Genomic DNA, 24,853 nt, shown 5'->3' on the forward strand with positions numbered 1-24,853 from the left:
AACAAGGCGTAGAGGCGCCGAGCCGCTGCGCCACTCGGCGGCTGGGCGCACGCCAGGCCCTAGTCGAACGCGTAGGCGTCCATCGCCAGCGCGCCATACGAGATTTCGTCGGTCAGCCGCGTGGCCTGGTCACCGCCCGCCCCCAATGCCACGTACAGCGGCATCAGGTGATCGTCGTGCGGATGCGCCTGTGCCGCGCCCGGCGCCTGCGCCTGCCAATCCAGCAGCGCCGGCACGTCATGGGCAGCCAGGTGGCGCGCGTACCAATCCTGGAATGCCGGTACATAAGGCACGGGCGGCGCGTCCTGCGGCATGCGCACGTCGCGCAGGTTGTGCGTCAGCGAGCCCGACCCGATGATCAGGATGTCCTCGTCGCGCAGCGGCGCCAGGGCGCGGCCCAGTTCGAACTGGGCCGCCGCGTCGCGGCCCATGTCCAGCGACAGCTGCACCACCGGCACGTCCACGTCGGGGTACAGGTAGCGCAGCGGCACCCAGGCGCCGTGGTCCAGCGGCCGGCGCGGATCGCGATCGGCGGCAATGCCCGATTCGGCCAGCAGACGCTGGACCCGCGCGGCCAGTTCGGGCGAACCGGGCGCGGCGTACTGCAGCGTATAGAGCTCGGGCGGAAAGCCGCCGAAGTCGTGCCACGCCACCTGCTGGTCGCGGGTGGACAGGGCCAGGCCATGGCCCATCCAGTGGGGCGAAACCACCAGGATGCCGCGGGGCTTGCGCCCCTGGGCCTGGCTCCAGGCGGCCAGCGCGGGGCCGGTCAAACCGGGCTCCACGGCAAGCATGGGAGAACCATGGGAAACGAACAGCGTAGGCCAACGCATGGCGGTGACTCCAGAAAATCATGTCGATGCAAACATTGTCGGTCGATTGAGTTCGGCAATAAACCCCCGCCAAAGGGATAATCTGTTGCCCGATCAGCATCAATGCGGCTGGGAGATGCCCGCCTGCGGCGGCGGGACGCGCATCGCCGCCGCGCCCGCCTCGCCCGCTGCCGGCCTTGCCACGCGTTGCGGCTGCCCGCGACCGTGGCGGGCGTTAAACTACGTCGTTACACACTTACTGGACGCCCCCGAAGTTATGGCCCGATCCCGCAGCCAATCCACTCCCCGCATGAACCGCGATGCCACCCGCCTGGTCACCCTTGCCCAGTCGCTCAACCGTTCGGGCAGCCGCGTTGAAGACGTGTTCTGGGAGAACCAGCTTGGCGAAGCGATTCCGAAGCTGCTCAAGGCAGGCCAGGACGCCCCGTTGGAGGCCGCCCTGGACCACCTCGCCCAAAGCGACGTGGGCGCCTACGAAGTCCTGATCGAACAGGCCGAAACCCTGTCCGAATCGATGAAGCTCGAAAAAAACGGCGTGCGCTACGACGTCCTGCTGATCGTCGCCCCCATCGTGGCCTGGACCCGCTACGCCATTCCCACCGGCGCCGTGTCCGCCAGCGCCCAGCAGGCGCTGCTGGCCCAGTTGCACGGCCACGTGCTGTCCAGCCAGGCACGCACGGCGCTGATGCCCTGGCTGGTCAGCGTCGACCAGATGCCGCGCACCTTCTCCGAGACCTGGCAGTGGCTGCAACGCCTGGGCGCGCAGGCGCTGGGCGCGGAAACCACCAAACCCACGCTGAACACCGAAGTCGAAACCGCCAACATGCTGGCCGACACACGCTACATCGTGGCCGCGGTGGCCGTGCCGGAATTCGCGCCCGTCTTCCGTTGGCAGGAACAGATCGGCGAGGCCGACGCCAGCCGCGACGCCTGCCAGGAACAATGGGCCGCCCAGGCCCAGCCCACGCTGGCCAGCCTGTTGCCCGGCTGCGGCTTCGAATCGCTGCTGCCCGACGCCTACTACGTCAGCAACCGCGAAGCCGACCGCCGCGTGCGGCCGCTGTCGTTGCGTGCCGCCATCAGCTGGCTCGAAGGCGCCGTCAGCCTCGAAGCCTCGCAACTGCGTGCGGTGGTGGCCGGCTGCGGCGAAAGCCGCATCGACGAATACCGCATCAGCTTCACGGCGCGCAACAGCAATGACGTCTACTACGGCTGCGTCTGGCCCCTGTACGGCCGCGAAGAAGACCTGCCCGGCGACGAAGGCCAGCCCGACGTGGTCGACGACATCGCGGCACTGCTCAAGGAATACGGCGTGAACGACGTACGCCGCATTCCCGGCGTGCTGCCGCCGGAATACTGCGAGGACTGCGGCGCGCCCTACTTCCCCAATCCCCTGGGCGAACTGGTGCACGCCGAACTGCCCGAGGACGCCGAGGCCGCCCCCGCCAAGTTCCACTGAGGGGCGCCGATGCAAGCAGACATCTTCTGCCGGGTCGTCGACAACTACGGCGACATCGGCGTCTGCTGGCGCCTGGCGCGCCGCCTGGCGCACGGTTGCGGCTGGGATGTCCGCCTGTGGGTCGACGACCTGGCCAGCTTTGCCCGCATCCAACCCGGCATCGCCGCGGGCCTGGCGCGCCAGGCCTGCCAGGGCATCGACATCGTGCAATGGTCCGACACACCCGACCCGGCGCTGGCGGCCCGCGACGTCGTGATCGAGGCCTTTGCCTGCGATCCCCCGGCCGGGTTCCTGGACAGCATGCGGCGCACCCACCCGGTCTGGATCAACCTGGAATACCTCAGCGCCGAAGCCTGGGTCGAAAGCTGCCATGGCCTGCCGTCGCAGCGCCCCGACGGGCTGGTGAAGCATTTCTTCTTTCCCGGATTCACGCCGGCCACCGGCGGTCTGCTGCGCGAGCCCGCCCTGTCGGCCGAACGCAACGCTTTCCAGGCCGATCCCGGCGCGCAGGACGCCTTTCTGCGCGGCTTGGGCGTACCGGAAACACTGCTCTCGCAACGGCGCACGGGCGCGCGCACGGTGTCCCTGTTTTGCTACCCCAGCGCCCCCATCGACGGCCTGGTCCAGGCCCTGGCCGACGACCCGCAAGCCACCGTGCTGCTGGCGCCCCAAGGCGTGGCACCGGGCCTGGAAGCCGCCTGCGCGCGGCCCGGCGGCCCGGCCGTGGCGCGGCTGCCCTTCGTGGCCCAGCCCGACTACGACCGCGTGCTCTGGTGCGCCGACCTGAATTTCGTGCGCGGCGAAGACTCGTTCGTGCGCGCCGCCTGGGCCGCCCGCCCGCTGGTCTGGCAGATCTATCCCCAGGAAGAGAACATCCACCTGGAAAAGCTCGAGGCCTGGCTGGCCCGCTATCCGGCCCCGGATACCGCCGCGGCCCTGATCCGCGCCTGGAACCAGCCCGGCGACGCGGCCTGCGCCGCCCGCGCCCTGGCCGGCGCCCTGGCTCCCGCCGCCTGGCAGGCCTGGATGCAACGTGCCCGCGACTGGGACGCCGCACAGGCCCTGCAGCCGGATCTGGCGGAAAATCTGGCTGGATTTTGCGCAGAGTTGGCCAAGAAACGTTAGAATAGAGAGTTTTCTGAGTCGCCCAGGAATTACCGGGCCTCAACTATGTCGCCTCCCGGGGTGTGCATGAAGCCGAGAACGCTGGCCTATTTGTGCGGCTGTCGCCGTCGACACGTCAACCAACGTGATGGACACGCGGGCCCTGCAAAGGGGCGTTGCGGCTTTTTGCTAGCACGGCGAGTGCACCCATCCCCCCGGAGTTTTATCGATGAAAACCGCTCAGGAATTGCGAGTCGGCAACGTGGTCATGGTCGGCAAGGACCCCCTCGTGGTCCAGAAGGCCGAATACAACAAGTCCGGCCGTAACGCCGCCGTCGTGAAGCTGAAGTTCAAGAACCTCTTGACCGCCTCGGCCAGCGAATCGGTCTACAAGGCCGACGAAAAGTTCGAAGTCGTCCAACTGGATCGCAAGGAGTGCACCTACTCCTACTTCGGCGACCCGATGTACGTCTTCATGGACGAAGAGTACAACCAGTACGAAATCGAAGCCGAAAGCATGGGCGATGCCCTGAACTACCTGGAAGAAGCGATGCCCGTGGAAGTGGTCTTCTACGACGGCCGCGCCATCTCGGTGGAACTGCCCACGACCATCGTCCGCGAAATCACCTACACCGAACCGGCCGTCCGCGGCGACACGTCGGGCAAGGTGACCAAGCCGGCCAAGATCAACACCGGCTACGAACTGAACGTGCCGCTGTTCTGCGCCATCGGCGACAAGATCGAAATCGACACCCGCACGAACGAATACCGCAGCCGCGTCAACAACTAAGCCGGCAGCAGGTGCAAAAAAGCGCCAGCCCTAACGGGTCTGGCGCTTTTTTATGCCCGGCCGCCCGGCCGCCCGAAGGCCGGGCAGCCCCCACGGGGGGCAGCAAGCGCGCAGCGCGCGGCGTGGGGGCCCACATTTATTGCAGTCGATCGTCGTCCAGGAAATCCGGCACGGCCATGACGTCGATGCCGTCTTGGGCCAGCGCCTCGCGCTCTTCGGGCGTGGCGGTGCCGCGGATGGGGCGCTCGTCGGCATCGCCCTCGTGGATGCGGCGGGCTTCCTCGGCAAAGCGCGGACCGACGTTTTCGGTGTTGCGCAGCAACGCCCTGACCTGCCGCATGACCACCGCCTGCAAGGCCGACATCTTTTCGGCTTCCGATGCGCCCGCCGACGGTGCCGGCGGCGTGGCCGGCGCATGCAGGTGCGCCACGTTCAGTCGCGGCGCGGACAGGCGCTTGGTAATGTTGGCGGATGCACAGACGGGGCACGACACCAGGCCTCGCGCCTGCTGCGCGTCATAGTCTTCGTGCGAACCGAACCAGCCTTCGAAAATGTGGCCGTGCTCGCACTGGAGGTCGAAAACTTTGAGAGCCATGACTGGAATATGGGGGTTAGCCGCCAGAATACAAGAAAGCCCTGGCGCCGGCCTCACGGCCATGCCGCCGACGGGGTTTTGGCCGATTCAAAGAAAAAGCGGGCCCGCGGGCCCGCTTTCGCCTGCGCCAAGGCGCTGACCTGTCCTGGCCTACTTGCCGCGCCTGGGGGCCGCGGCGGGTTGGCCGATCTGCGCCTGCTGGGCTTGCAGGGCGTCGATCTGGCGTTGCAGGTCACGCAGTTGCTGGCGGACGTCCTTTTGCTGGTCAGCCAAGGCCGTGGCTTCCTGGCGCGACTGTTCCTGGCGGGCGGCGACCTGTTCTTCCTGCTGCATGCGCAGCGTACGGTCGGCCTGCAGCGTGCTCAGTTCGGCGTTGCGGCTGGCCAGGAGCTTTTCAGCGTGGGTGTATTCGGCCTGCAGCTTGATGCGCTTGATGTCCACTTCGGCCAGGTCGGCCGACTGGGCGACAAAGGCACGGTACGTGGCTTCGGCCTGCTTGTCCGACTTGGTCTTGAGCACGCGCCAGAAATCCTTCTGCTGGAACAGGGCCACGTAATAGGTCAGATCGTCCGGCTTGAACAGCAGGCTGGCGCCGTACGTGCCGTTATAGCTCGTACGCAGCTCGGAAACCTGGCGGTTCTGGATCAACCCCTGCAGCTCGGCCACCGTCGACGACGGGCGCGCGGCAGGCGCCGGCGCGGGCGGGGTCACCGGCGTGGAAGCGGCCTGCTTGTCCTCGACCTGCTGGACCGTGGGCCGCGGGGGTTCGGATTGCGCGCTGGCGCATGCGGCCAGGCCGGACAGGGCCGTGCCCAGCAGCGCCATGCGCGCAGCGGCACGGATAAAGTGGACGTTCATGCCTTCCCCAAAAAAATCGTTGCGGAACTATAGCAATTTATTTCGCTTGCGGCAGACGCACTTACATAGCACGCCCGGATAATGTCGTGCGCTAAGGGGGATTCCCTATTGCGCGTTATAGGGCGGCCCGAAAACCGCCGTGGAAAAACCCTTGCATACTGCGCCCCATACTGTCGTCAGGACGCTTCGATAATGCCGTCGGCAGTTTCACCCTGACCGCCGCCCAAATGCAATTTGCGCATTTTTTCCCATAACACCTTGCGGCTGATGCCCAGGGTATTGGCGGTATCCTGCCGCCGCCAGCCATTCACATCCAGCGCAGCCAGGATGCGGGCGCGCTCGGCGCGCTCGGCGTCGGTGAATACCGGCGGCTCGCACTGGGTATTGGCGCCCGCGCCGCCCAGCGCGCCCGAGGCCCGCAGCGGCTCGGCCAACTGATCGAAAATACGTTCGATACGCGGCTGGTCCCAGGCCTTGAACTGGCGCCGTACGATCGCCACGCGCTCGGCGACGTTGGACAGTTCGCGCACATTGCCCGCATACCGCGTGCGCGCCACGCGCTCGATCAGCCAGGGTGGCGGCTCGCCTTCGCACCCCATGCGTTCGAGCAGGCCGCGGAAAATCGCCGCTTTTTCCTCGGGGCCGCGCTGCTCCAGGTTGGGAATGCGCAACTCAATGACGGCCAACCGGTAATACAGGTCGGCGCGGAACTCGTCCTGCCCCACCAGCACCCGCAGGTCCTTGTTGGTGGCGGCCACCAGGCGGAAATCGACCGGAATCTCCACCGTCGAACCCAGACGGGTCACGGCGCTCTGCTCCAGTACGCGCAGCAGCTTGACCTGCTGGTACAGCGGCAAGTCACCGATTTCGTCCAGGAACAGCGTGCCCCCGTTGGCCTGCTCGAAATACCCTTTGTGTGCCCCCACCGCGCCGGTGAACGCGCCCTTGGCATGGCCGAAGAAATGCGCCTCGAACAGGCCTTCGGGAATGGCGCCGCAATTGACCGCCACGAACGGCCCGTCGGACCAGGCCGCATGGTCGTGCAAGAGCCGCGCGATGCGTTCCTTGCCCACGCCGGTCTCGCCATGGATCAGGGCATTGCTGCGGCAGTCGGCAAACATGTCGGCTTCGGCCAGCAGCGCCCGCATCGGTTCGGACACCGCGATCAGCGGCTGCTCGCGCCGCGGCGCCGACCGGTTGACCTGGTCCAGGGTGCCCAGCAGTTCGAACAGCAGCTTGCGCAGGTCGGTGGTGGTGAAGGCCAGCGGCAACGTGTAAGAGTATTCGGGCGGGTAATAGCGGGGATCGCGGCCGCGGGCCTCGGACGCCACCCAGATGACCGGCATCGCCTGCACCGACAGCCAGTCGTAGCCGCTGAAGCGGTTATCGCCCATGACCGACACCGACACCAGCGCAACAGCCGGCCGGGTCGGATCCCGCGGCGGCGGAAAGGCCGTGCCGGCGTCCGCACGCACCAGCGACACGTCCATGCCCGCCAGGCAGCGCTCGGCGCGGCTGGCGATATCGGACGTGCCCTCCCAGACATACACGTCGAATTCTTCGCGCGAGAATTTCTGGGTCATGGCGACCACCGCGCCGGCCAGGGTTGGGCAGGGTTCAAGAGCTTCATCATCAATACACCAGACGGGGCTTGCCGCAGTCCACGGACAGCAGCGATACATCGGTTTGGCCGACGCTCAGGCCAAGCATGTCAAGCAATTGCTGCAGCAGGGTCGACAGCATGCCCAGCAGCGGCTGCAGCAACGCCACCACGATCGACAGCACGCCGCCGACCTGGTTGCCGCCGCTGAGCGCCAGCGACGACACCGCGTTGACGCGGCATTGGCGGATGGCGTCGGGCACGATCGCCAGCGAGCAGGTCAGGTCGCTCAAGGGCGCCAGCAGCAGCGAATTCAGGATATTGCCCACCAGTTGCAAGGTCCCGCCCAGCACGCCGGTCAGGCCGCCGGTGGACAGGCGCTGTCCCAGCTGGTTCAGCGCGGTGGTCGACCATTGCATGTCGTTGACCACCTGCGAGATCGATTTGCCGGGGTTGTTGCCGCCGCCGCCCACCAGATCGGTGGCCAGGCCCGTGCGCTGCTCGGGCGTCAACGGCGTGCCGGTGCCCACCAGGTCGCCCAGGATGCCGCCGATCAGGGCATCGGACAGGTTCGACGCCAGCGCGCCCAGGTTGATGGACGTGGCGTTGACGGTGGCGGTGGAATTGGGCGAAGGCGGCTGGGTCAGCGTCACCGACACCGGCGCGGTCGAATTGAAGACCGGCAACGTCACCTTGGCGGTCAGCGGCAAAATGCCCAGCACGTTGAGCACCTGGTAGCGCTGGATGGCGGCGAAGGAACTGGGTTGGCAGCTGTTGGTGATGGACAGGAAATTGGCCTGCACGTTGTCGACGGCGGACGACATGCCCGGGAACTTGCCCAGGCAGATGTTGGCCACCGACGAGGTGACATCGATGGTGGCCTGCTGCTGCGTCAGCGGGGCCTGGCACAGCTTGGACACGGTGCCGGTCGATTGCGCCACGTCGATGATGACGGGCAGGTCGACCTTGGTGCCCAGCGTATTGGCCAATAGCGGCCCCAACAGGGGGATGTTGCTGGTGTTGGCGCGCAGGTACACGCGGATGCCGGCGCTGGTGGCCTGCGTGCCCACCCCGCCCACGCCGATGGTCGGCGGCTCGACGATGCGCACTTGCGACTGCACGCCCAGCAACGGCACGTTCAGGCCGAGGTTGACCAGGTTCTGGCCGTTGGCGATGACCAGCGCGGTCTCCAGCACGTTGAGCGCGTTGATGTTGGCCTGCAAGGCCGAGTTGATGTCGCCGCCCACCACGTTCAGGTCCAGCACGCCGCCGTCGCCGAACAGCTTGACGGGCAGGTTCACCGGCATCACGTTCAGCACCACGTTGATGGCGTTGCTCAGCAGGCCCAGGCTGGCGCCGGCGGTGTTGCCGGCCTTGTTCATGACGGTCAGCGTCGCCTGCAGCAACTGGCCCAGCGTCAGGTTGTTCAGGGCCGCCAGCTGTGCGGGCGTGCCCACGCCGGTGGCCACCGACACCGGCAGGCCCAGCGCTTCCAGCAGGCCGGACGGGGTGATGTTGACGGTGGCAAGACCCGCCGCATCCAGGATGTCCAGCTGCGCAGGCGAAGCCCCCACGGTCGACAGCAGTTGCGACAGCAGGCCGCCCTTCTGCAACCGCAAGAGGCGCGAGCCCACGGTGAAGACCGCCACCGGCTGCGTGCTGGCCGCCACCGACACCACCTGCACCGCCGTGCCGCCCGACGTGCTGCCGGAAAAGCTGGGAATGAGGCTGGTCAGGGTCTTGCTGATGGTGATGCGCAGCGCGTTGGGCACCTGCCCGCTGGCCGGATCGAACACATACATGCCGGTGGGATCGGCGCGGGTGTTGTCCCACACCTTGCATTCCACCGTCACGTCGCCCGCGGCAAACGTGTCCAGGATATTCGGTACGTTGGCCAGCACGGCGGTGCGCCCGGCCGCCTGCGCCCGCGTGCAATCGGCGGGCGCGCCCATGCCCAGCACCTGCACCGCCGACAAGGCGGCCAGGTCCGAGGCCTTCTGCATTTCCCGCTTCATGTAATAGGCATAGCCCAGCTGGGCGACGCCCAGCAGCACCAGGCCGACGATGACCGCGAACACGATGGCCACCGTCATGCTGCCACGCTGCCGCAGGGGAGACGCAGGACACGAAGAAGGGGCTGGCATGATCGCGACTCCGGGACGGAAGAACGCTAGTTGGTGTTGTTGGTCTGCACGCGCTTGGTGAACCACTCGGGGATCGGCCGGGTGAAGCTGTCCACGTAGCGGTTCCAGGCGGCGGTCGACACCGGGCCCAGCACGGGCAATGCCGCACCCGCGCGGCGGCCGTCGGCCTGGGCGGCCAGCAGGCCGCGCGTGATGTCGCCGAAGGCTTCCGGCGCCTCGGCGGCTTGCGGGGCGGCCTGGGGCGCGGGCTGCGGCATCGGCGTCTGCACCTGCTGCACCACCGGGCGCGACGGCATCTGGCCGGCAGGCGCAGCGGCCGCCGGGGCCGCGGGCACCGGCGTGGCCTGGGCCGCGCCGCCCCCGGTCATGCTGCCAGTCAGGGGCGCGTTCGACTGCGCATGGCCGGCCGCGGGCGCAAGCGCCGTCAGGACCAGCGCCAGCGAAAACGGAGCAAAAGCTAGGGTTCGAGACATGGCTAGGGTTCCTGGAGTCGGTTAACGCATGATGGGCCCGTTGCCCAGTCTGTCCATCAAGGGGCTCATGACCGGCAGCACGATGCCTTCGCCACGGGACACCCGGGTCGCCTGCGTATCGGCGCCCGCCGCCGCCCCGGCCGCGGGCGCGGCGGCCAGCGGCGCCGCCGTCTGGCTGCGGATCTCGGAAGCCAGGCGCAGCACCTGGCTGCGCGCCTCGTCACTGAGCTGGGCGCGGTCCATCACGTTTCTGGCGCGCACCGGTTCGCCTTCCACCAGCAGCAGCAAGGCCAGGTTGGCCAGCACTTTGCTGCTCTCGGGCGCCAGTTCGGCCGCCTGCCCCAGGGGCACGCGAGCGCCGGCGGGATCCCCGGCGCGCAGACGCGCAAAGCCCAGGTCGCCCAGGATGCGCGGGTCCATTGGCGACAGCTTGGCGGCGCGCGCGAAATCGTCGGCCGCCTGTTCGAACTGGCCGCGCGAACCGGCGATCAGCCCCAGGCCATGCCAGCCGTCGGCGGCCTGGGCGGTGCCCAGCAATGCGCGGTAGGCCTGTTCGCTGGACGCCGTCTGCCCGGTCTGTCGCAACGCTTCGGCCCGCATGACCGCCACGCGCGGATCGTTGCCGAACTTCTGCTGGAACGCTTCGATATAGGCCAGCGAGGCGAAATAGCGTTCCTGGCGCTGCGACTCGGCGATCATCGACAGCATCATCTCCGGCTCGGCGGGCTTGCGCCGGTTCTCGGCCTCGTCCTCGCGCTGGCGCATCAGGGCCTGTTCCTGCTGCTGTTGCTGGATCAGTTGCCAGGCGGTTTCCGCGTTGTTGCTCTGGCATCCGGCCAGGCTTCCTGCGCCCACGACGACGGCCGCCGCCAGGGTCCAACGCCATGCGCGTCCCGCGCTTTCCATACCGCCTGCCATCACATGCCCCCCATGCGCGACAAACCGCGCAATACCGCAACAAACCCCGCCCCGCCCGTCACGATCAACAGCGCCGGCAACAAGGTCACGATCATGACCGCCGTCATCTTGACGGTGGTCTTGCCCACTTTTTCCTTCAATTCCAGCCGCCGCTTCTCGCGCAGCCGTTCACCGAAACGATTCAGCGGCTCCTGCACCGCGCCGCCGTGCTGGTCCACCTGGGCGATCAGGCGGCAGATGGCCGACAGGTCGTCGTTGTCAAAGCCGCCCGCCAGCCGCGCCAGCGATTGCTCGCGGGTACGTCCGCGCACATACAGTTCGGACGCCAGCCGCAGTTCGTAGGCCAGCACCGGCATCACCTGGTCGAACTCCTTGATCAGCACTTGCAGGCTCTGGTCGATCGACAGTCCCACCCCTTGCAACAGCCGCAACAGGTCGATCAAGAGCGGCAGCTCATTGGCCGCCTGCTTGCGACGCCGCGACAGGCGCCGGCGCACGAACCACTTGGGCAGCATGTAGCCGATGGCAAAGCCGAAGAAGGCCGCCACGAACAGGCCCAGCGACGAATCGCTGATCTTGCGGCCCAGGCCCAGCGCCACCGCTGCCGCCGGCAACAGCAGCGCCAGCGTGAAGCGCGCCACGATGAAACGCAGTCGGGCCGTGGCCGGGTTCTCGTAACCCGCCATGTCCACCAGCTTGCGGTCCTCGCCGGCCAGGAGGGCTTCGGCGAAGCGGCCTTCGCTCAGGCGCTTGCCGAACGAATCGGCCGCACGCGTGGCCGCGGCCAGCCTGCCCTGCCCGCCCTCGGGCGCCATGGCGGCGGCCTTGGCGCGGCCCTCGCGCGTGGCCAGCGCCTGGTCCACCACCTGCCGGCTGCGGTCCTGCCCGCGCAGGCGGCGCGTCATGCTCAGGCCCAGGATCAGCATGGCGGCAGCCACCAGCATCAGCGCCACCGCCAGCACGGTCGAGACATTCCAGGATTGAAGGGCTTGCATCCTCGGCGTCCTCAAATGGCCTTGGCCATGCGATACAGGATGTACGAGCCGGCCAATTGCAGGCCCACCGCGGTCATCAGCATCTTGAAGCCCAGGGGATCGACCCACAGGCCCATGAACAGGTCGTTGTTGGCCACCATGATGAAGCCGGCGATGCCCAAGGGCAGCAACGCCAGGATCCAGGCCGACAGGCGGATTTCGGCCGAACTGGCCGTCAATTCGGCGCGGGCCTGGCCGATGTCGCGCATGAACGCGGCCATGCGTTCCAGCACCTGGTCGCTGCGGCCGCCAAAGCGCAGCGCGACCGACACCACCGCCGCCACCATGTACAGTTCTTTCATGTCGTACTGGCGCGATACCTGCACCAGCGCCGCGTCCAGCTCCTTGGCCGAACGGCTCAGCGCCGCCGCGGTCTCGACCACTTCGCGCAGCGGCTCGTCGGTGGTGGCGGCCGCCGTCTGGAAGGCGGACGCCATGCTGTTGCCGATGGTGACCAGGCGCACGATGTTGTCCAGGAAGGCGGGCAGTTGCGACACCCGGCGCCGCTGCCGCCGATCCGCACGCAGCCACAGCAGGAAGTACGCGAACACCGACAGCAGCACCAGCGCCACCACGCCCGACAGCCATCCCAGAAACAACCACGCCAAGAGCGCACCCACCAAGATGGGCAGGATCAGCTTGGCGTAAAAGGCCGGGCTCTGGCGCACGCCGCCTTGCAACAGCAGCATGTCCCAGCGCGAAAAACCGCTGCGCAGGGCGCGCGCGCCTTGCGCGAACGGCAACTTGCCCGTGACCGGCGCGCCGCGGCTGCGCCGCAGTTGATCTTCCAGGAAGGCCGAGCTGGCCGCGCGGCGCGCGCCGCTATTGGCGTGACGCCACAGCAATACCGCCGCCACCGCGAACAGCAGCGCCAAGCCCCCGAAGACGGCCGCTTGCAGCATCAGCGCCTCCTGCTCCAGAAGCCCCCGCCCCCGCCATCCGGTTCGCCCGGCGTCGGTTCGGCGGGGCGCTGCTCATTGCGCATCTTCGCAAGCTTGGGAGTGTGCGGATGGATGCCCAGCCAATTCCAGCGGTCCTTCTCCTCGCCTTCCGGCGTGGCGAAGGTTTCGTGGCGATACAGTTCCTGGGTCGAGATCACGCTGTCGCCCATGCCGGTGACTTCGGTCACCGACAGCACCCGGCGCTTGCCGTTGGACAGGCGTCCGATCTGCACGATGAAATCCAGCGCGCTGGCGATCTGGCGCCGCAGGCTGTCCTCGCTGCCCTGAAAGCCCGCAAAGCCGGCCAGCATCTCGATCCGGTACAGGCATTCGCGCGGCGAGTTGGCGTGGATGGTGGCCATCGACCCTTCATGGCCGGTGTTCATGGCCTGCAGCATGTCCATGACCTCGGCGCCGCGCACTTCGCCCACCACCACGCGGTCCGGCCGCATGCGCAGGCTGTTGCGGATCAGTTCACGGATGCTGACGGCGCCACTGCCGTCAAAACCGCCCTGGCGCGATTCCAGGCGCACCACGTGCGGGTGGTTCAGCGACAGTTCCGCCGTATCTTCCACCGTCACCACGCGTTCGGTCTCGGGGATGAAAAACGCCATCGCGTTCAGCAGCGAGGTCTTGCCCGAGCTGGTGCCGCCCGACACCAGGATGTTGCAGCGGTTCTTGACCGCCTCGTGCAGCAGGCGGTAGATCTCTTCGTCGAAGGTGCCCAGCGTCAGGAGATCGGCCGGCTTGAGGGGGTCCTGGCGGAATTTGCGGATCGAGACCATCGGCCCGTCCACGGCCAGCGGCTCGATCACCACGTTCAGGCGGCCGCCGTCGGGCAGCCGCGCATCCACCATGGGGCTGGATTCATCCAGCCGGCGGCCGATCGGCGCCAGGATGCGCCGCACGATGCGCAGCACGTGCTGGTTGTCGGTAAAGCGCAGCGTCTCGCGCGCCAGCACGCCGCGGCGGGACACGAACACGTTGTCGTAGCCGTTGATCAGGATGTCCTCGACGGCCGGATCGGCCAGCAGGTCCTCCAGCGGCCCCAGCCCGGCCAGTTCCTTGGTCAGGGCCTCGGCGATCTGCCGCATTTCGCCTTCATTGATGGGCACCCGGCGCAAGCGCACGAAGCTTGCCACCTCGATATCCACGAACTCCTGGATGGCCGAGCGCGCCCACCTGCCGAATTCCGCGCCCAGCTCTTCGATGCGGGAAAGCAGGTGCTCGTAGGCCGCCGTCTTGACTTCCTGGAAGCGGTTGGAGGACGCGAAGCCCTTGTCGCCATCGCCGCCGAACTCTATGGTCGCTGTCATGATCATGTCGGATTCCGCCGCCGTCCGTTACTCGACCACCATGCGGCGGTGCACGCCAGGCAGCCACGTGGCCAGCCAGCTTGCCCGGCCGCCCGGTGTGTTTTCTTCCGCGCTCAGCTTCTCGGCCAGCGCCTGGACCGCGCGGACGTAGACGTCGCGCTCGGCTTCCTCGTGCAGCAAATGGCCCTGGTTGGTGCACACCATCAGCGCCAGCGTGCGGTCCGGCAAGGTGCCGACCAAATCAAGCTGGAAGCGTTCGGCGATCTGCTGCGCCGTCATGCCGTAGCGCTCGTCGTAGCGGTTCACGATCAGGCCCAGGCTGCGGCGGTCCACGTGCAGTTGTTCCAGTTCCTGCAGCAGACCGGCCAGCGATACCAGCGCGCCCACGCTCTGGTCGGTGACGATCCAGTTCTGCTGCGAGGCGCGCGCCAGGCCCGCGACGAATTCAGGATTCGTAAAGCCGCCCGAGTCCGCCACCACCACGCCGAAATGCTGGCGCATGCGTTCGAACACCAACAGCGAATCGGACTGCGACACGTCGCGCATCTGGCTCAGGTCGCGCGGCAGCGCCAGCACGCTCAGGCCGTTGGCGGTGTGCGCCATGGCCGAACTGAGCAGGGTGGAATCCAGGCGGCGAAGATTGCGCGCGGCCTCGGCGAAGTCGAAATCGCTGCCGATGTTCAGGTACAGCTGGCAGTCGCCGACGGGCCAGCCCAGGTCCATCAGCGCCACCCGGCTGCTCAGCGGCAGGTGGCTGCCGGTGTCGGCCGCCGGTTTGGCGGCCTTGGCGCCGGAGGCCGACGCCCGCACGCCATGCATGTGCTTGAGGCGATCCTGCACCATGCCGGCCAGATGCACGGCCAAGGTGCTGGTGCCCACGCCCGGACGCGCCCCCAGCAGCAGCACGCTGCGACGCGAGCCATCCATCCGCGCCCCGCCCACCGGCACGTCCAGCAGGCGCTGCACCACGTCCTTGACCTCTTGCGGGGCCACGGTGGGATCGACAAAATCGCTGACGCCCGCCCGCAAGGCCGCGATGGCGCCCTCGGGCTGGCTCAGCAGCCCCACGGCCACGCGCGGAATCGTCGGCGCGATGCGCGCCAGCAAACGCGCCAATTCGGCCGACTTGAACAGCTTGCCCGGCTCGTCCTCGCTCAATGTGAAATCCAGGAACACCACCTGCGGCTCGATCTCGGTCAGGCGGCGGCCCAGCTCTTCGACGCCGGGCACTTCCTGGGTCAACATGCCCATGTCGCCCAGCGCCTGCCCGAGCTGCGCGGCCACGCCGTCGCCCTTTGAACAAAACAGAAACCGGTTGCCGTTTTGCAAACCCACCCACTCCCTGGCATGTGTCTTCATATTGCTCACCGTGAAAAGCCCGGCATTTGCTGCCCGCCCATGGGACCCATCAGGTAGTAGCCCCAAGCGTTGAACGCAGTGTCGGTCGCTTCCTGCCTGGCCCCGGGCAGCGGCAATGTCACGCCGCGTGCAATGGGCCGCACCAGACGCGGCGTCACCACGATGACCAGCTCGGTGTCCTCCTGGGTGTAGTCCACGCTGCGGAAGAACGACCCGATGATGGGCAGGTCGCCCAGCATCGGCACTTTAGTGACCAGCGCCCTGGTCTGGCGCGAGACCAGGCCGCTGATCACGAAGCTCTCGCCATCGCCCAGTTCGACCGTGGTGTCGGCGCGGCGGGTGCGCAGCGCCGGGATTCTCGTGCCGACGCCGTCACCGCTTCCGTTCGGAATGATGACGGCATTGGCGTAGTCCAGCTCGCTGGCCTCGGGCGCCACCTTCAGTGCGATCCGGTCGCGCGACAGTACGGTCGGCGTCACTGTCAGGCCGATACCGAACGGCTTGAACGTCACCGTGGTCGTGCCCAGGCCGCCGGCCTCGGGAATCGGCAGCTCGCCGCCCGCCAGGAAGCTGGCGCTTTGCCCGGTCAGCGCCACCAGCGTGGGCTCGGCCAGCACCCGCGCCATGCCGTTGTTCTGCAAGAGGCGCAGGCGAGCGCTGAAATTATTGGAGTCGTAGAACAGCGAAAACCCCGAGTCCAGCGCGGCGGTCCTGAAACCGAGCTCCCCGCCAAGCGATTGGGGCGAGGTGGAACTGATGCCGCCCCAGGGGCCGGTGCGGCCGGCAAAGCTGATGCCGGCCTGCTTCATGACCGAGCGCGACACCTCGACCACCTTGACTTCCACCTGCACCACGCCGCCGGTGCCGGCGGTGGAGACATCGACGACGTTCTTGTCGCCCACGGCGGCGCCCGCGGCGGCCACCGACGCCTGATGCGACAACGGCGACTCCGCCTGGCCCGACACCACGGCCCGGTCGCCCGCCACGTCGATATTGGCGCCGCCGGCCGCCCCGCGTCCGGCCAGCACCTGCTGCACCGTGCCGGCCACGCGCACCGTCCAGAGCTGGGGCGCGGCATTGGCGCCCGTCCAGATCTGCAACGTGGTGGTGCCTGCCTTCTTGCCGTACAACAGCAGCGACGCCTGGCGCTTGCCCGAGGCGGGCAGCACCTTCACGTCGGCCACCTCGGGGTCGCCGATGGCGATGCGGGTGGGCGCCCCATCCAGCATGAGCGTCTGCTGGCCTTTGACGGCCACCGCGATGTCGCGGGCGGGCGCATTCAGGCTGGACGCGTTGGGCACGGCGTTCTGCGCCAGGCTCATCGCGCCGTAGGTCATCGCCGCTGCGGCCGACAGGACGCAGATCAAAGGGGTCCGCTGGGTTCTCTTCATTGTGCTGGATCTAGTTGACAGGTCGGGTCCAGCCACGGGCGGCATCTGGCCACGCGCAGCCGCGTTTCAATAGCGCACGCGCTCGGATTTGTCTCCTCGCAAGATTTCGACGGAACGACCGCCCCCGCCGCCGGACGCACGGACCGGCGCGGGTTTCGCGGCGGGCGACGTGCCTTCCAGCTGCGCCAGGCTTTCGCCGGCATAGGCGCGGTTCGGTCCGGTCTGCAGCAGTGCGCGCTGTTCGGGTGTCAGGTCGGCGCGAGCAGGCAATACCGCGCTGCGCTGCGCGAACAGCTGCGTGTCGGGCACGGCGTCGTCGCCCACCGGCCGCAGGGCCAGTTGCAGGCGGCCGGTGCGGCTGGCCAGCATCAATTCACTGACCTGTTCGACCGGTACGGCCAGCACCGCCGTCCTGGCCGGCTGCCCGGGTGGTCCGGGCAGCGTGGTCTTTTCTTCCGGACCGTCCACCGACGCGGCGCCGTAGGCCAGCACACGGACCTGCGACTGCAGCAGCCGGGCCTGGCCGCCCTGGACCTCGACGCCCTTCTCCAGCATGAAGAACACGTCCACGAGATCTCCCGGCGCAATGCGATTGCCGCCCCCCACGACTTCATCCACCGCGATCGCCACGGCGCGCTCGCCGGGCTTGAGCTGGCGGCCCAGGCCTTGCGCCAGCATGCTGGGCAGCAGCGGATCGCCGGCCGCGATGTCGATGCGCGCATAGGCGCCTTCCAGCGGCGTCGGCGAGCTGAAGCTGCCCGACAAGGCCACCTGCCATTCATCCACCTTGAGCATCTTGCTGCCGTCGATGCGCGTGCCGGCCGGGATCGGCGTCGCCGCGACCACCACCGGATAGCGCTTGGCCGGCGGCGCTGACGGCGCGGGCGTCGTCGTGGCCACGGGCCCGGCGGGTGTCTGCGCAGGCGCCGACGGTTCGGAAGCCAGGCGCCATGCCACGAACGCCAGCACCAGGCCCGCCGCCAGCAATACACCCGCGATGATTTTGCTCAGACTGCTCATGGTGTCCCTTGGGAGATTTGCACGATGGCTTTCGACGACAGCCGGGTCGGAATCCAGTTCTTGTCCGTCCCGGGCAACATCGCGATGAAGGCCTGGAAGGTCGACAGCACCGGCCAGGCCTGCACGTTGAAAGTCATGGCGACGGTGGCGCATTGCGCCGTCTGGCCACCCGAGCCGCTCCAGGTGCAGGGTGCGCTGGTGGTGGCGCACGCCACCGCCGACCCGCTGCCGAACACGCTCATGGCCGCCGTGCATGCCGAACCGGGCACATCCGCCTGGCCCGCGAAGCGCGCGTACACCGCCGCCCGTGCGCCTTCGGAAGCGGCCGAGGCCAACTGCTGCTGCATCCAGAACAGCACGCCATAGCCCACGACGGCGCAGACGAACATCAGCAGCATCGTCACCATCAGCGAGAACTCCAGCGTGGCGATGCCTTGCTGCCCGGCCTTGCGGCCGCGCGGGACATCCGGGTCGGCGTGCGCAGCCATGTCAGGGGCTCCCGTCCAGCGAATTACCCAGGTGGACCGTGGCGCGCGCGGTCAGCACGCTGGAAGGCGGCATCAGGGCCTGCGCCAGGAACGGGAAATTCGGAATCAGGGGATTGGCGCCGTAGGGATAGCTGACGGTCACCTCGATCTGGTCGGCCGTGAGCGGCAAGCCACTGCAGCTGCCCCCGCCCGTGCTGCTGAGCGTGCCCGACGGCCCGCACACGGCGACAGCCACGGCCGCCGAGGACATCGTGGTGATCCAGCCGGACCGGTCCAGCGCAATATCGCGCCCGGCATTGGCACGGGTCGTCAGCGAGGTGGCGCCGGGCTGCCACTGCAGCACCTTGCGCGCGCCATCCTGGGCGGCCAGGGTCACGGAATGCTGCGCGGTAAAGACCAGGGCGTAGGTCAGGATCGCGTAGAACACCAGGAAAAACACCACGAATACCAGTCCGAATTCAAGGGAATAAACACCACGCTGAGCGCGGCGGCGCCGAGGTAGGTGCCGTACGGAATCTGGCGAGCCCGAAGCGGCAATGCCCAGCTTCGGGAAAAAAACAGGTACAGCAAGGCGTGCAGCCCGGCCAGCAGGCTGGCAAACACCAGCGTCAGCACCAGCGGTGCAAAGCCAGTCAACAGGCCCAGCACGGCAATGGCCTTGACGTCGCCCGCGCCCATCAGGCGCCGGGTCCATAAGGGGAAAAAGGGCAAGGCCAGGGCAAATCCGGCCAAGGCCATGGGCCAGCCGGCCCAGCGTGGCGGATAGCCCCAAGCCGGAGCCAGCCAGGCGGCCAGCAGCCACAGCGCCTGCCCCGCGAATCCCGCGACGATGAGCGTGTTGGGTACGCGGCGATAGCGCAGATCGGTGTAGATCAACACCAGATTCCAGCATGCGAACAACAGCCACCACAGCACTTCCCCTGGATACAAGGCAGGACCTTCTGACGGTTTCGGTTCGAACTACCGGGTGCCCGCCCAGTGGGACACCGTCTCCTTCAGCTCCGTATCAAACGGGGCAGCAGGCCCGGCCAGCCGGGGCCGCCTGGCCATAGCCAGGCACGCCGAGGCGGCCGGGGCCTTCGGTCTCACTTGGACGCGTTGGCGAGCTTGGCTTGCAGCGACGTGAACAGGCCGCTTAGCGCGCCCGTGAATGTCGCCAAAGCCGCCACCAGCGCCACCGCGATGGTGCCCGCGATCAGCCCGTATTCCAGGGCGGTAATGCCTTCTTCGTCGTTCCAGAACTGCGCAAGTTTCGCTTTCATGTCGAGCTCCTGAGGTCTCGCTGGATAATTGAGCCTCGCCGCAGTCGCGGCACAGGCCCCCTAAACCCGGTACTTCGGTGCGCTGGCGTGTTCGTCACCCGCGCGCCTCCGGGGACTGCTAACCGGGGCCCAATGTGGAACCCGGTGTCCTGCCCGGCTCCACCGAGGGAGCCGATTCGATGATCGAATCGATGCGCTGCGCCAGGCGCGCCCGAAAGCGTCGCGAGGCGCGCTGCAGATGCCACCGCATGGCGATCAGCATGACGGCGGACAGCACGAACGCGATATACGGCAACATCACCCCGCCGATCTGCATGCTGGAAAAATCCCGCGGCGTGGTGCAGACGACAGTGCCTGCTGCCGCGCCGGTGTAATGCATGCCGCACACGGCCACTGCCATCAAAACGGCCGCTCCGGCGCGCTGAAACTCATTCTGCGTATTGAAAGCCAGCCACAATGCGGCTGACGCGGCAATTACCGCGATGAATACCGACAAAACAACCATCGGCAGATTCCACATGAATACGGCCGGCATGCGCATGGCGCTGATGCCCACATAATGCATGGCGGCAACGCCCAGGCCCGCGGCCAGGCCGCCCACCAGACAACGCATAAATGTGAAACGGTCGCGGCCCACATACCAGAAAGCCCAACCGGAAAAACCGGCGGCCACCAGGAAACTGAGTGCGGTCAATCCGACCTGGTAACCCACGTCGAACGGCAAGTCCTGTGCCTGCATGCCGATGAAGTGCATGCTCCAGATACCCACGCCGCCCATGGCCAGCGCACCGATGAGGATGTAACCGATGCGAATTTCACCGTCCTGCATTTCGGCACGGATGCCGACGGCGGCCAGCAGCGCCACGTAGGAACCGAGCACCGCAATCAGGAACGACAGCGCGACGAGGCCGCCATTGAAAGAAAGCGGAACGATATCGCCCGGGTTCATGGATGGCCCCTGTGAATCTGCGGATCGAGGCCGTCTGCGGCGGGTCTGCTTGCGACGATTGTCTTGCGGTCATCCTGGTTCATCTACGGACTCCCGATAGCCTGTAAACCCGATGTGTTTTGAAACGTTTATATAGTCTTATCTATTAACAATTAATACACATCAGGGTTTATACCAGTATTCGCAACACTGCGACAGCTTACTTGTAACGAATACTCGGAAATTCGCAGGCGTCATTTTTTCGCATACCGGTAAACCCTGAATTTTCGCATTCCGGAATTGCCTTCTATTTCACTATGTTGTTATATCCACGTTTCCGAGCAGTCACAATGAAATAATTTGTCATTGCCCTGCCGCGCTGGCAACATACCGCCTGAACGGCACGCGACGGTCATTACTTATATAGCGTCCCCGTATATTGACGGCCTTAATCCGGGCATTTATCGAATGCTGTTTAACGGCACCTGCGGCAAATGAGAGACAACAAGGCATGAGACGTACGCTTCCCGCAAGTCCGCTTTACCTCGCCCTGATCTGCACCCTTGCCGCTGTCGGCACGGCACGGGCCGATGGCCCGCTGCGGGGCAACCCCGTCGACGCCATGCCGCAGATAGAACGCCCTCCCAGCGCGACGCAGCCGCCCCCTGTGGTGCAGACCGCCACCCCGGAGCAATTGGCGCTGCAGGCGCGGCTGGCGCAACGCATCGTGCCCCGGCACTTTGACGTGACCGGCGTGCATGAAATGCCGTTCGAAGAGGTGTCGGCCCTGCTCGAACCCCTGTCCGGCAAGGAAATCAGCCTGGGCGAGCTGGTGCAGCAGGTGGACAAGATCACCCAGCTTTACCGTGACCGCGGCTATCCGCTGTCGTTCGCGCTGGTGCAGAACCAGACCTTTGCCAACGGCCTGGTGGTGGTGACGGTGGTGGAAGGCTATATCGGCACGGTGCGCATCGAAGGCGACATCGGCAATGCGCAGGACCGCCTGGAATCCCTGGCCGAGCCGCTGAAAGCCGAAAAGCCCCTGAAACAGGCCACGCTGGAACGGGTGCTGAACCTGATGCGCACGGTGCCGGGCGTGAAATTCACGCCGGCGCTGGACCTGCCGCGGCGCGCCGACGGCGCCACGGAACTGGTGCTGACGGCTTCGCGCCAGCCGGTCAGCCTGACCGCCGGCGTGGCGGACCTGGGCACCGGCATGCAGCCCCTGGTGAATGCCGCCACCAACAGCCTGACGCCGCTGGGTGAGCAGGTCAAATTGACGGCAGCCGTCCCGTTCAACACCGACGACGTGAAGTACGTGTCGGGCGAGATCCGCGTGCCGATCGGCAACGACGGCCTGGCGGTCAAGGTGGATGGCTATCACTACGATGCCAAGCCCAAGGACGACGCGATCGAATACCTGGGCTTCCAGCGGCGCGTCAAGAACGACCGCATCGGCATCGGCGTGAGCTACCCCTTCCTGCTGAACAACACGCGCTCGCTGACGGGTACGCTGGGGGTCTATGCCGCCAACTCCAAGGACCGCTACGAGGCCAAGAACTCCGACCGCTGGCTGCAGCAGGATGCGCAGGTGCGCGCCGCCAACCTGGAAATGCGCTATATCCAGGTGTCCGAGGCCGCGACTTCCGACGTGACCCTGGCGGTGGCCAAGGGCTTCAATTCGGCCGGCGCCAAGAAAGAGATCAACACCAACTACGGCTATTCGGCCGTGCCGATCCTGGACCTGGACTTCACCCGCTACAACCTGAATGCCAAGCAGACCTTCGCCCTGCCAGCGCAGTTCGGCCTGACGCTTTCCGGCGCCGCCCAGTATTCGAGCAATATATTGCCGTCGTCCGAACAGGTGTCGTTCGGCAGCTGGCGCTTCGCAATGGGTTATCCGCAAGGCGAACAAAGCGGCGACAAGGGCGTGGGCGTATCAGCCGAAGTGAACCGCCGTTTCGGCACAGGTTGGGAATACCTGTCGAACGTGCAGCCGTACGCGCTGATCGACTTTGCCCGCACCTATTACAACAACAAGGGCCTGCAGCAACTGAATCAACGGCACCTGTCATCCGTGGCGCTGGGCCTGCGCTTCACCGATGACAAGTACTACCTGTTTGATTTCAACGTGGCCAAGCCGATAGGTTCGGCCACGGTGAACAACGACCGCGACGTGCGTTTCAACGCGAACTATTCGCTGTATTACGACGCGTTCTGATCTGGCGGCGGCAATCCATGGATTGCCGTCGGAAAACCCAGGCGCCCGTTCCGACGGGCGCTTTTTTTTGCCTGTTCCACACACCGCGTTACGTAACGTGGGCCGTAACGTAACGGGCGATTGACGGTCAGACGTAACATTCGCAGGCTCCGCGTGATCGTAAAAATGGGGGATTCCCAATATTGGTATAAACCCTTTTAACACCACTCAAGCCATTGATTTTATTGACATTTTAGAAACCTAAAAACGCGCTGAACGTAAACTGGCACGGCATTCGAAAAATATTGGCACGGTTTATGCATGTAGAGACGTATCGGGCAGTTTCGACGCCTGACACTTCCCCCACAGGAGCTCGCCATGAATGCCAAGATTGAAACGCAGCGCGTACAACGTATTTTGACTTCCACCGTTCTGGCGGCCGCTCTGATGAGCACGCTGGCTGCCTGCGGCGGCGGAGGCGGTGGCCACAAGAGCGGTCCTTCGGCTGGTTTGCCGGGCACCGATCTTCCGACCAATCCGGGTGGCCCGAACAATCCGGGCAATCCGAATAACCCCGGCGGTCCGAATAACCCGGGCAACCCGAACGAACCGAATCCCCCGGTCAATCCGGTGACCACCGGTTTGCTGCAAACCACCCTGGGTAATACCGGTGCGGCCGTCGACAATACCCTGCCGCTGAATCTGGGCACGACCCTGGGCGGCGTGGGCAAGGCCCTGGACCCCACCGTCAAACCGGTTGTCGATACCGTGGTCGGCCTGACGCAGCAAGTGGGCGCCACCACCGGCCTGGGCCAACCCGTCGACGGTACGGTCAAGCAGGTCGGCGGCCTGGTCGAAGGCCTGGGCACCACGGTCAAGGGCACCGGCCTGCCCGGCGGCCTGAGCGCCGGCGTCGGCGGCCTGGTGGAAGGCCTGGGCAAGACGGTCGCCAGCACCGGCGGCCTGCTCAATGCCGATCCGAAGAATCCGCAACCGCTGACCACGATCCTGGGCAACGCCACCAACGCGGTGGGCGCGCTGACCGGCGGCCTGTCGGGCAACGGCGGCCTGCTGAACCCGGTGACCCAACTGGTGGGCGGCGTGACCGGCGGCGTGCTCGATGGCCCGTCCAAGCCGCTGCTGGAACCGGCGCTGGGCAATGTGGGCAAGACGGTCGACAACGTGCTGCCGCTGGGCCTGCAGCCCACGCTGGGCGGCATTGGCGCGGCGCTGGATCCGACGGCCAGCCCCCTGGCGGGCACCGTGGTCGGCCTGACGCAGCAAGTCGGCGCCACCACCAAGCTGGGCGCGCCGGTGGGCGGCATCCTCAACAGCCTGGGCGGCACGGTCAGCAACCTGGGCACGCAACTGCCCGGCGGCAATGTGGCGGGCCTGAATGGCGTGCTGCAAGGCCTGGGCGGCGCGGTCAGCAGCGCCGGCGGCCTGCTCAATGCCACCCCGGGCAACCCCAACCCGCTCGGCGCCACCTTGGCCAACGCCACCGGCGCCGTTGCCTCCCTGACCGGCGGCCTGGGCCTGGGCGGTGCGACGGGCGGCAATAACGGCGGCCTGCTCAGCCCGATCACCGGCATCCTGGGCGGCGTCACCGGCGGCACCACGGGCGCCAACGGCGGCCTGCTGGCACCGGTGACCGGTCTGCTTGCCGGCGTGACCGGCACCGTGGGCGGCGCCACGGGCGGCACCGCGGCCAACGGCGGTCTCCTGGGCGGCCTGCTCGGCGGCGTGACCGGTGCGACCGGCGGCGCTGCGGGCGGCACGGCCGGCGCCAATGGCGGCTTGCTGGGTGGCCTGCTCGGTGGCGTGACCGGCACGGCCGGCGGGACGGCGGGCGGCGCGGCAGGTGCCAATGGCGGCTTGCTCGGCGGCTTGCTCGGAGGGGTGACCGGCGGCGCGACCGTCAGCGCAGGAGCGGGAGCCGCCGGTGCGGGTGCCGGGGCCAGCGCCGGTGCCGGCGCCTCGGGCACGGCCAACAATGGCGGCCTGTTGGGCGGCTTGCTGGGTGGCGTGACGGCCGCGGTGGGCGGCGGCACCACCACCAACGGTGCCAACAACGGCGGTTTGCTGGGCGGCCTGCTCGGCGGCCTGTCGGGCCAGAAGTAAACCACCGGATCCGTGAGGG

At 67.0% G+C, this 24,853-nt stretch carries 23 protein-coding genes; 5 read left to right on the plus strand and 18 right to left on the minus strand.

Features of this window, described 5'->3' with window-relative positions:
* Positions 1-59: 59 nt before the first annotated feature.
* Complete coding sequence (locus ACUDP5_RS20395; RefSeq protein ID WP_263913541.1) at positions 60-833, minus strand: dioxygenase; 774 nt, start codon at positions 831-833, stop codon at positions 60-62.
* Positions 834-1,089: 256 nt separating this feature from the next.
* On the opposite strand from ACUDP5_RS20395, the gene ACUDP5_RS20400 reads away from it, so the two are divergent.
* From ACUDP5_RS20400 to efp, 3 genes are all read left to right on the plus strand, one after another.
* A complete protein-coding gene (locus ACUDP5_RS20400) occupies positions 1,090-2,292 on the plus strand; it encodes a DUF2863 family protein (RefSeq protein WP_263913540.1) in 1,203 nt (400 codons plus the stop codon).
* Between the two features lie 9 nt (positions 2,293-2,301).
* Positions 2,302-3,417 (plus strand): elongation factor P maturation arginine rhamnosyltransferase EarP, encoded by a 1,116-nt coding sequence (gene earP / locus ACUDP5_RS20405; protein WP_445657057.1) that lies wholly within the window; start codon positions 2,302-2,304, stop codon positions 3,415-3,417.
* 208 nt (positions 3,418-3,625) lie between these two features.
* The gene (efp, locus tag ACUDP5_RS20410) at positions 3,626-4,186 is read left to right on the plus strand and encodes an elongation factor P (protein WP_006220534.1); all 561 of its coding nucleotides are present in this window, start codon (positions 3,626-3,628) and stop codon (positions 4,184-4,186) included.
* Positions 4,187-4,322: 136 nt separating this feature from the next.
* Here efp and ACUDP5_RS20415 read toward each other — a convergent pair whose 3' ends face one another.
* The 17 genes from ACUDP5_RS20415 to ACUDP5_RS20495 form a co-directional block, all read right to left on the minus strand.
* Positions 4,323-4,781, minus strand: coding sequence for a DUF1178 family protein (locus ACUDP5_RS20415; protein ID WP_263913538.1), 459 nt, complete (start codon positions 4,779-4,781; stop codon positions 4,323-4,325).
* Between the two features lie 150 nt (positions 4,782-4,931).
* On the minus strand, positions 4,932-5,639 hold the full coding sequence (locus ACUDP5_RS20420; protein WP_263913537.1) for a DUF2968 domain-containing protein: 708 nt from the start codon (positions 5,637-5,639) through the stop codon (positions 4,932-4,934).
* Positions 5,640-5,815: 176 nt separating this feature from the next.
* Positions 5,816-7,222: a sigma-54 dependent transcriptional regulator gene (locus tag ACUDP5_RS20425; protein ID WP_263913536.1), complete on the minus strand. Its 1,407-nt coding sequence runs from the start codon at positions 7,220-7,222 to the stop codon at positions 5,816-5,818.
* Between the two features lie 49 nt (positions 7,223-7,271).
* Positions 7,272-9,383 carry a pilus assembly protein TadG-related protein gene (locus ACUDP5_RS20430; RefSeq protein WP_263913535.1) on the minus strand — a complete coding sequence of 704 codons (2,112 nt, stop codon included), beginning with the start codon at positions 9,381-9,383 and terminating at the stop codon, positions 7,272-7,274.
* Positions 9,384-9,409: 26 nt separating this feature from the next.
* Positions 9,410-9,856: a DUF3613 domain-containing protein gene (locus tag ACUDP5_RS20435; RefSeq protein ID WP_263913534.1), complete on the minus strand. Its 447-nt coding sequence runs from the start codon at positions 9,854-9,856 to the stop codon at positions 9,410-9,412.
* A 21-nt stretch (positions 9,857-9,877) separates the two neighbouring features.
* Positions 9,878-10,762, minus strand: a complete 885-nt coding sequence (locus ACUDP5_RS20440) for a tetratricopeptide repeat protein (protein ID WP_263913533.1) — start codon at positions 10,760-10,762, stop codon at positions 9,878-9,880.
* A gap of 11 nt (positions 10,763-10,773) precedes the next feature.
* A complete protein-coding gene (locus ACUDP5_RS20445) occupies positions 10,774-11,769 on the minus strand; it encodes a type II secretion system F family protein (RefSeq protein ID WP_445657058.1) in 996 nt (331 codons plus the stop codon).
* 11 nt (positions 11,770-11,780) lie between these two features.
* Entirely contained in the window at positions 11,781-12,710 is a 930-nt protein-coding gene (locus ACUDP5_RS20450; RefSeq protein WP_263913531.1) for a type II secretion system F family protein, read from the minus strand.
* Positions 12,710-14,071, minus strand: a complete 1,362-nt coding sequence (locus tag ACUDP5_RS20455) for a CpaF family protein (RefSeq protein WP_263913530.1) — start codon at positions 14,069-14,071, stop codon at positions 12,710-12,712. The genes ACUDP5_RS20450 and ACUDP5_RS20455 overlap by 1 nt, the downstream gene beginning before the upstream one ends.
* A gap of 21 nt (positions 14,072-14,092) precedes the next feature.
* Positions 14,093-15,433: a pilus assembly protein CpaE gene (locus tag ACUDP5_RS20460; protein WP_445657059.1), complete on the minus strand. Its 1,341-nt coding sequence runs from the start codon at positions 15,431-15,433 to the stop codon at positions 14,093-14,095.
* Complete coding sequence (locus ACUDP5_RS20465) at positions 15,430-16,815, minus strand: type II and III secretion system protein family protein (protein WP_445657060.1); 1,386 nt, start codon at positions 16,813-16,815, stop codon at positions 15,430-15,432. Before ACUDP5_RS20465 ends, ACUDP5_RS20460 begins: the two co-directional genes overlap by 4 nt.
* A gap of 66 nt (positions 16,816-16,881) precedes the next feature.
* Positions 16,882-17,835 (minus strand): Flp pilus assembly protein CpaB, encoded by a 954-nt coding sequence (gene cpaB / locus ACUDP5_RS20470; RefSeq protein WP_445657061.1) that lies wholly within the window; start codon positions 17,833-17,835, stop codon positions 16,882-16,884.
* Positions 17,832-18,323, minus strand: coding sequence for a TadE/TadG family type IV pilus assembly protein (locus ACUDP5_RS20475; protein ID WP_445657062.1), 492 nt, complete (start codon positions 18,321-18,323; stop codon positions 17,832-17,834). The genes cpaB and ACUDP5_RS20475 overlap by 4 nt, the downstream gene beginning before the upstream one ends.
* Before the next feature lies 1 nt (position 18,324).
* Positions 18,325-18,765 carry a pilus assembly protein gene (locus tag ACUDP5_RS20480; RefSeq protein ID WP_263913526.1) on the minus strand — a complete coding sequence of 147 codons (441 nt, stop codon included), beginning with the start codon at positions 18,763-18,765 and terminating at the stop codon, positions 18,325-18,327.
* Complete coding sequence (locus tag ACUDP5_RS20485) at positions 18,732-19,253, minus strand: prepilin peptidase (protein WP_263913525.1); 522 nt, start codon at positions 19,251-19,253, stop codon at positions 18,732-18,734. Before ACUDP5_RS20485 ends, ACUDP5_RS20480 begins: the two co-directional genes overlap by 34 nt.
* Before the next feature lie 155 nt (positions 19,254-19,408).
* On the minus strand, positions 19,409-19,585 hold the full coding sequence (locus tag ACUDP5_RS20490; RefSeq protein WP_006390266.1) for a Flp family type IVb pilin: 177 nt from the start codon (positions 19,583-19,585) through the stop codon (positions 19,409-19,411).
* A gap of 118 nt (positions 19,586-19,703) precedes the next feature.
* Positions 19,704-20,534, minus strand: a complete 831-nt coding sequence (locus tag ACUDP5_RS20495; RefSeq protein WP_263913524.1) for an MHYT domain-containing protein — start codon at positions 20,532-20,534, stop codon at positions 19,704-19,706.
* Positions 20,535-21,135: 601 nt separating this feature from the next.
* Between ACUDP5_RS20495 and ACUDP5_RS20500 the strand changes: the two genes are divergently transcribed.
* Both ACUDP5_RS20500 and ACUDP5_RS20505 read left to right on the plus strand, forming a co-directional pair.
* Positions 21,136-22,734, plus strand: a complete 1,599-nt coding sequence (locus ACUDP5_RS20500) for a ShlB/FhaC/HecB family hemolysin secretion/activation protein (protein WP_445659196.1) — start codon at positions 21,136-21,138, stop codon at positions 22,732-22,734.
* A gap of 357 nt (positions 22,735-23,091) precedes the next feature.
* On the plus strand, positions 23,092-24,834 hold the full coding sequence (locus ACUDP5_RS20505) for a collagen-like triple helix repeat-containing protein (protein ID WP_445657063.1): 1,743 nt from the start codon (positions 23,092-23,094) through the stop codon (positions 24,832-24,834).
* Positions 24,835-24,853: the final 19 nt, after the last annotated feature.

Source organism: Achromobacter sp. NCFB-sbj8-Ac1-l, assembly GCF_052695805.1.

Excerpts from the sequence above, each read along its gene's own strand:
- ACUDP5_RS20415 (WP_263913538.1), bottom strand. The coding sequence starts at position 4,781 with ATGGCTCTCAAAGTTTTCGACCTCCAGTGCGAGCACGGCCACATTTTC.
- ACUDP5_RS20440 (WP_263913533.1), bottom strand. The coding sequence starts at position 10,762 with ATGGAAAGCGCGGGACGCGCATGGCGTTGGACCCTGGCGGCGGCCGTC.
- ACUDP5_RS20505 (WP_445657063.1), top strand. The coding sequence starts at position 23,092 with ATGAATGCCAAGATTGAAACGCAGCGCGTACAACGTATTTTGACTTCC.
- ACUDP5_RS20455 (WP_263913530.1), bottom strand. The coding sequence starts at position 14,071 with ATGATCATGACAGCGACCATAGAGTTCGGCGGCGATGGCGACAAGGGC.
- ACUDP5_RS20425 (WP_263913536.1), bottom strand. The coding sequence starts at position 7,222 with ATGACCCAGAAATTCTCGCGCGAAGAATTCGACGTGTATGTCTGGGAG.
- cpaB (WP_445657061.1), bottom strand. The coding sequence starts at position 17,835 with ATGAGCAGTCTGAGCAAAATCATCGCGGGTGTATTGCTGGCGGCGGGC.
- ACUDP5_RS20450 (WP_263913531.1), bottom strand. The coding sequence starts at position 12,710 with ATGCTGCAAGCGGCCGTCTTCGGGGGCTTGGCGCTGCTGTTCGCGGTG.
- ACUDP5_RS20435 (WP_263913534.1), bottom strand. The coding sequence starts at position 9,856 with ATGTCTCGAACCCTAGCTTTTGCTCCGTTTTCGCTGGCGCTGGTCCTG.
- ACUDP5_RS20490 (WP_006390266.1), bottom strand. The coding sequence starts at position 19,585 with ATGAAAGCGAAACTTGCGCAGTTCTGGAACGACGAAGAAGGCATTACC.
- earP (WP_445657057.1), top strand. The coding sequence starts at position 2,302 with ATGCAAGCAGACATCTTCTGCCGGGTCGTCGACAACTACGGCGACATC.
- ACUDP5_RS20400 (WP_263913540.1), top strand. The coding sequence starts at position 1,090 with ATGGCCCGATCCCGCAGCCAATCCACTCCCCGCATGAACCGCGATGCC.
- efp (WP_006220534.1), top strand. The coding sequence starts at position 3,626 with ATGAAAACCGCTCAGGAATTGCGAGTCGGCAACGTGGTCATGGTCGGC.
- ACUDP5_RS20420 (WP_263913537.1), bottom strand. The coding sequence starts at position 5,639 with ATGAACGTCCACTTTATCCGTGCCGCTGCGCGCATGGCGCTGCTGGGC.
- ACUDP5_RS20495 (WP_263913524.1), bottom strand. The coding sequence starts at position 20,534 with ATGAACCCGGGCGATATCGTTCCGCTTTCTTTCAATGGCGGCCTCGTC.
- ACUDP5_RS20395 (WP_263913541.1), bottom strand. The coding sequence starts at position 833 with ATGCGTTGGCCTACGCTGTTCGTTTCCCATGGTTCTCCCATGCTTGCC.
- ACUDP5_RS20445 (WP_445657058.1), bottom strand. The coding sequence starts at position 11,769 with ATGCAAGCCCTTCAATCCTGGAATGTCTCGACCGTGCTGGCGGTGGCG.
- ACUDP5_RS20500 (WP_445659196.1), top strand. The coding sequence starts at position 21,136 with ATGCCGCAGATAGAACGCCCTCCCAGCGCGACGCAGCCGCCCCCTGTG.
- ACUDP5_RS20475 (WP_445657062.1), bottom strand. The coding sequence starts at position 18,323 with ATGGCTGCGCACGCCGACCCGGATGTCCCGCGCGGCCGCAAGGCCGGG.
- ACUDP5_RS20465 (WP_445657060.1), bottom strand. The coding sequence starts at position 16,815 with ATGAAGAGAACCCAGCGGACCCCTTTGATCTGCGTCCTGTCGGCCGCA.
- ACUDP5_RS20430 (WP_263913535.1), bottom strand. The coding sequence starts at position 9,383 with ATGCCAGCCCCTTCTTCGTGTCCTGCGTCTCCCCTGCGGCAGCGTGGC.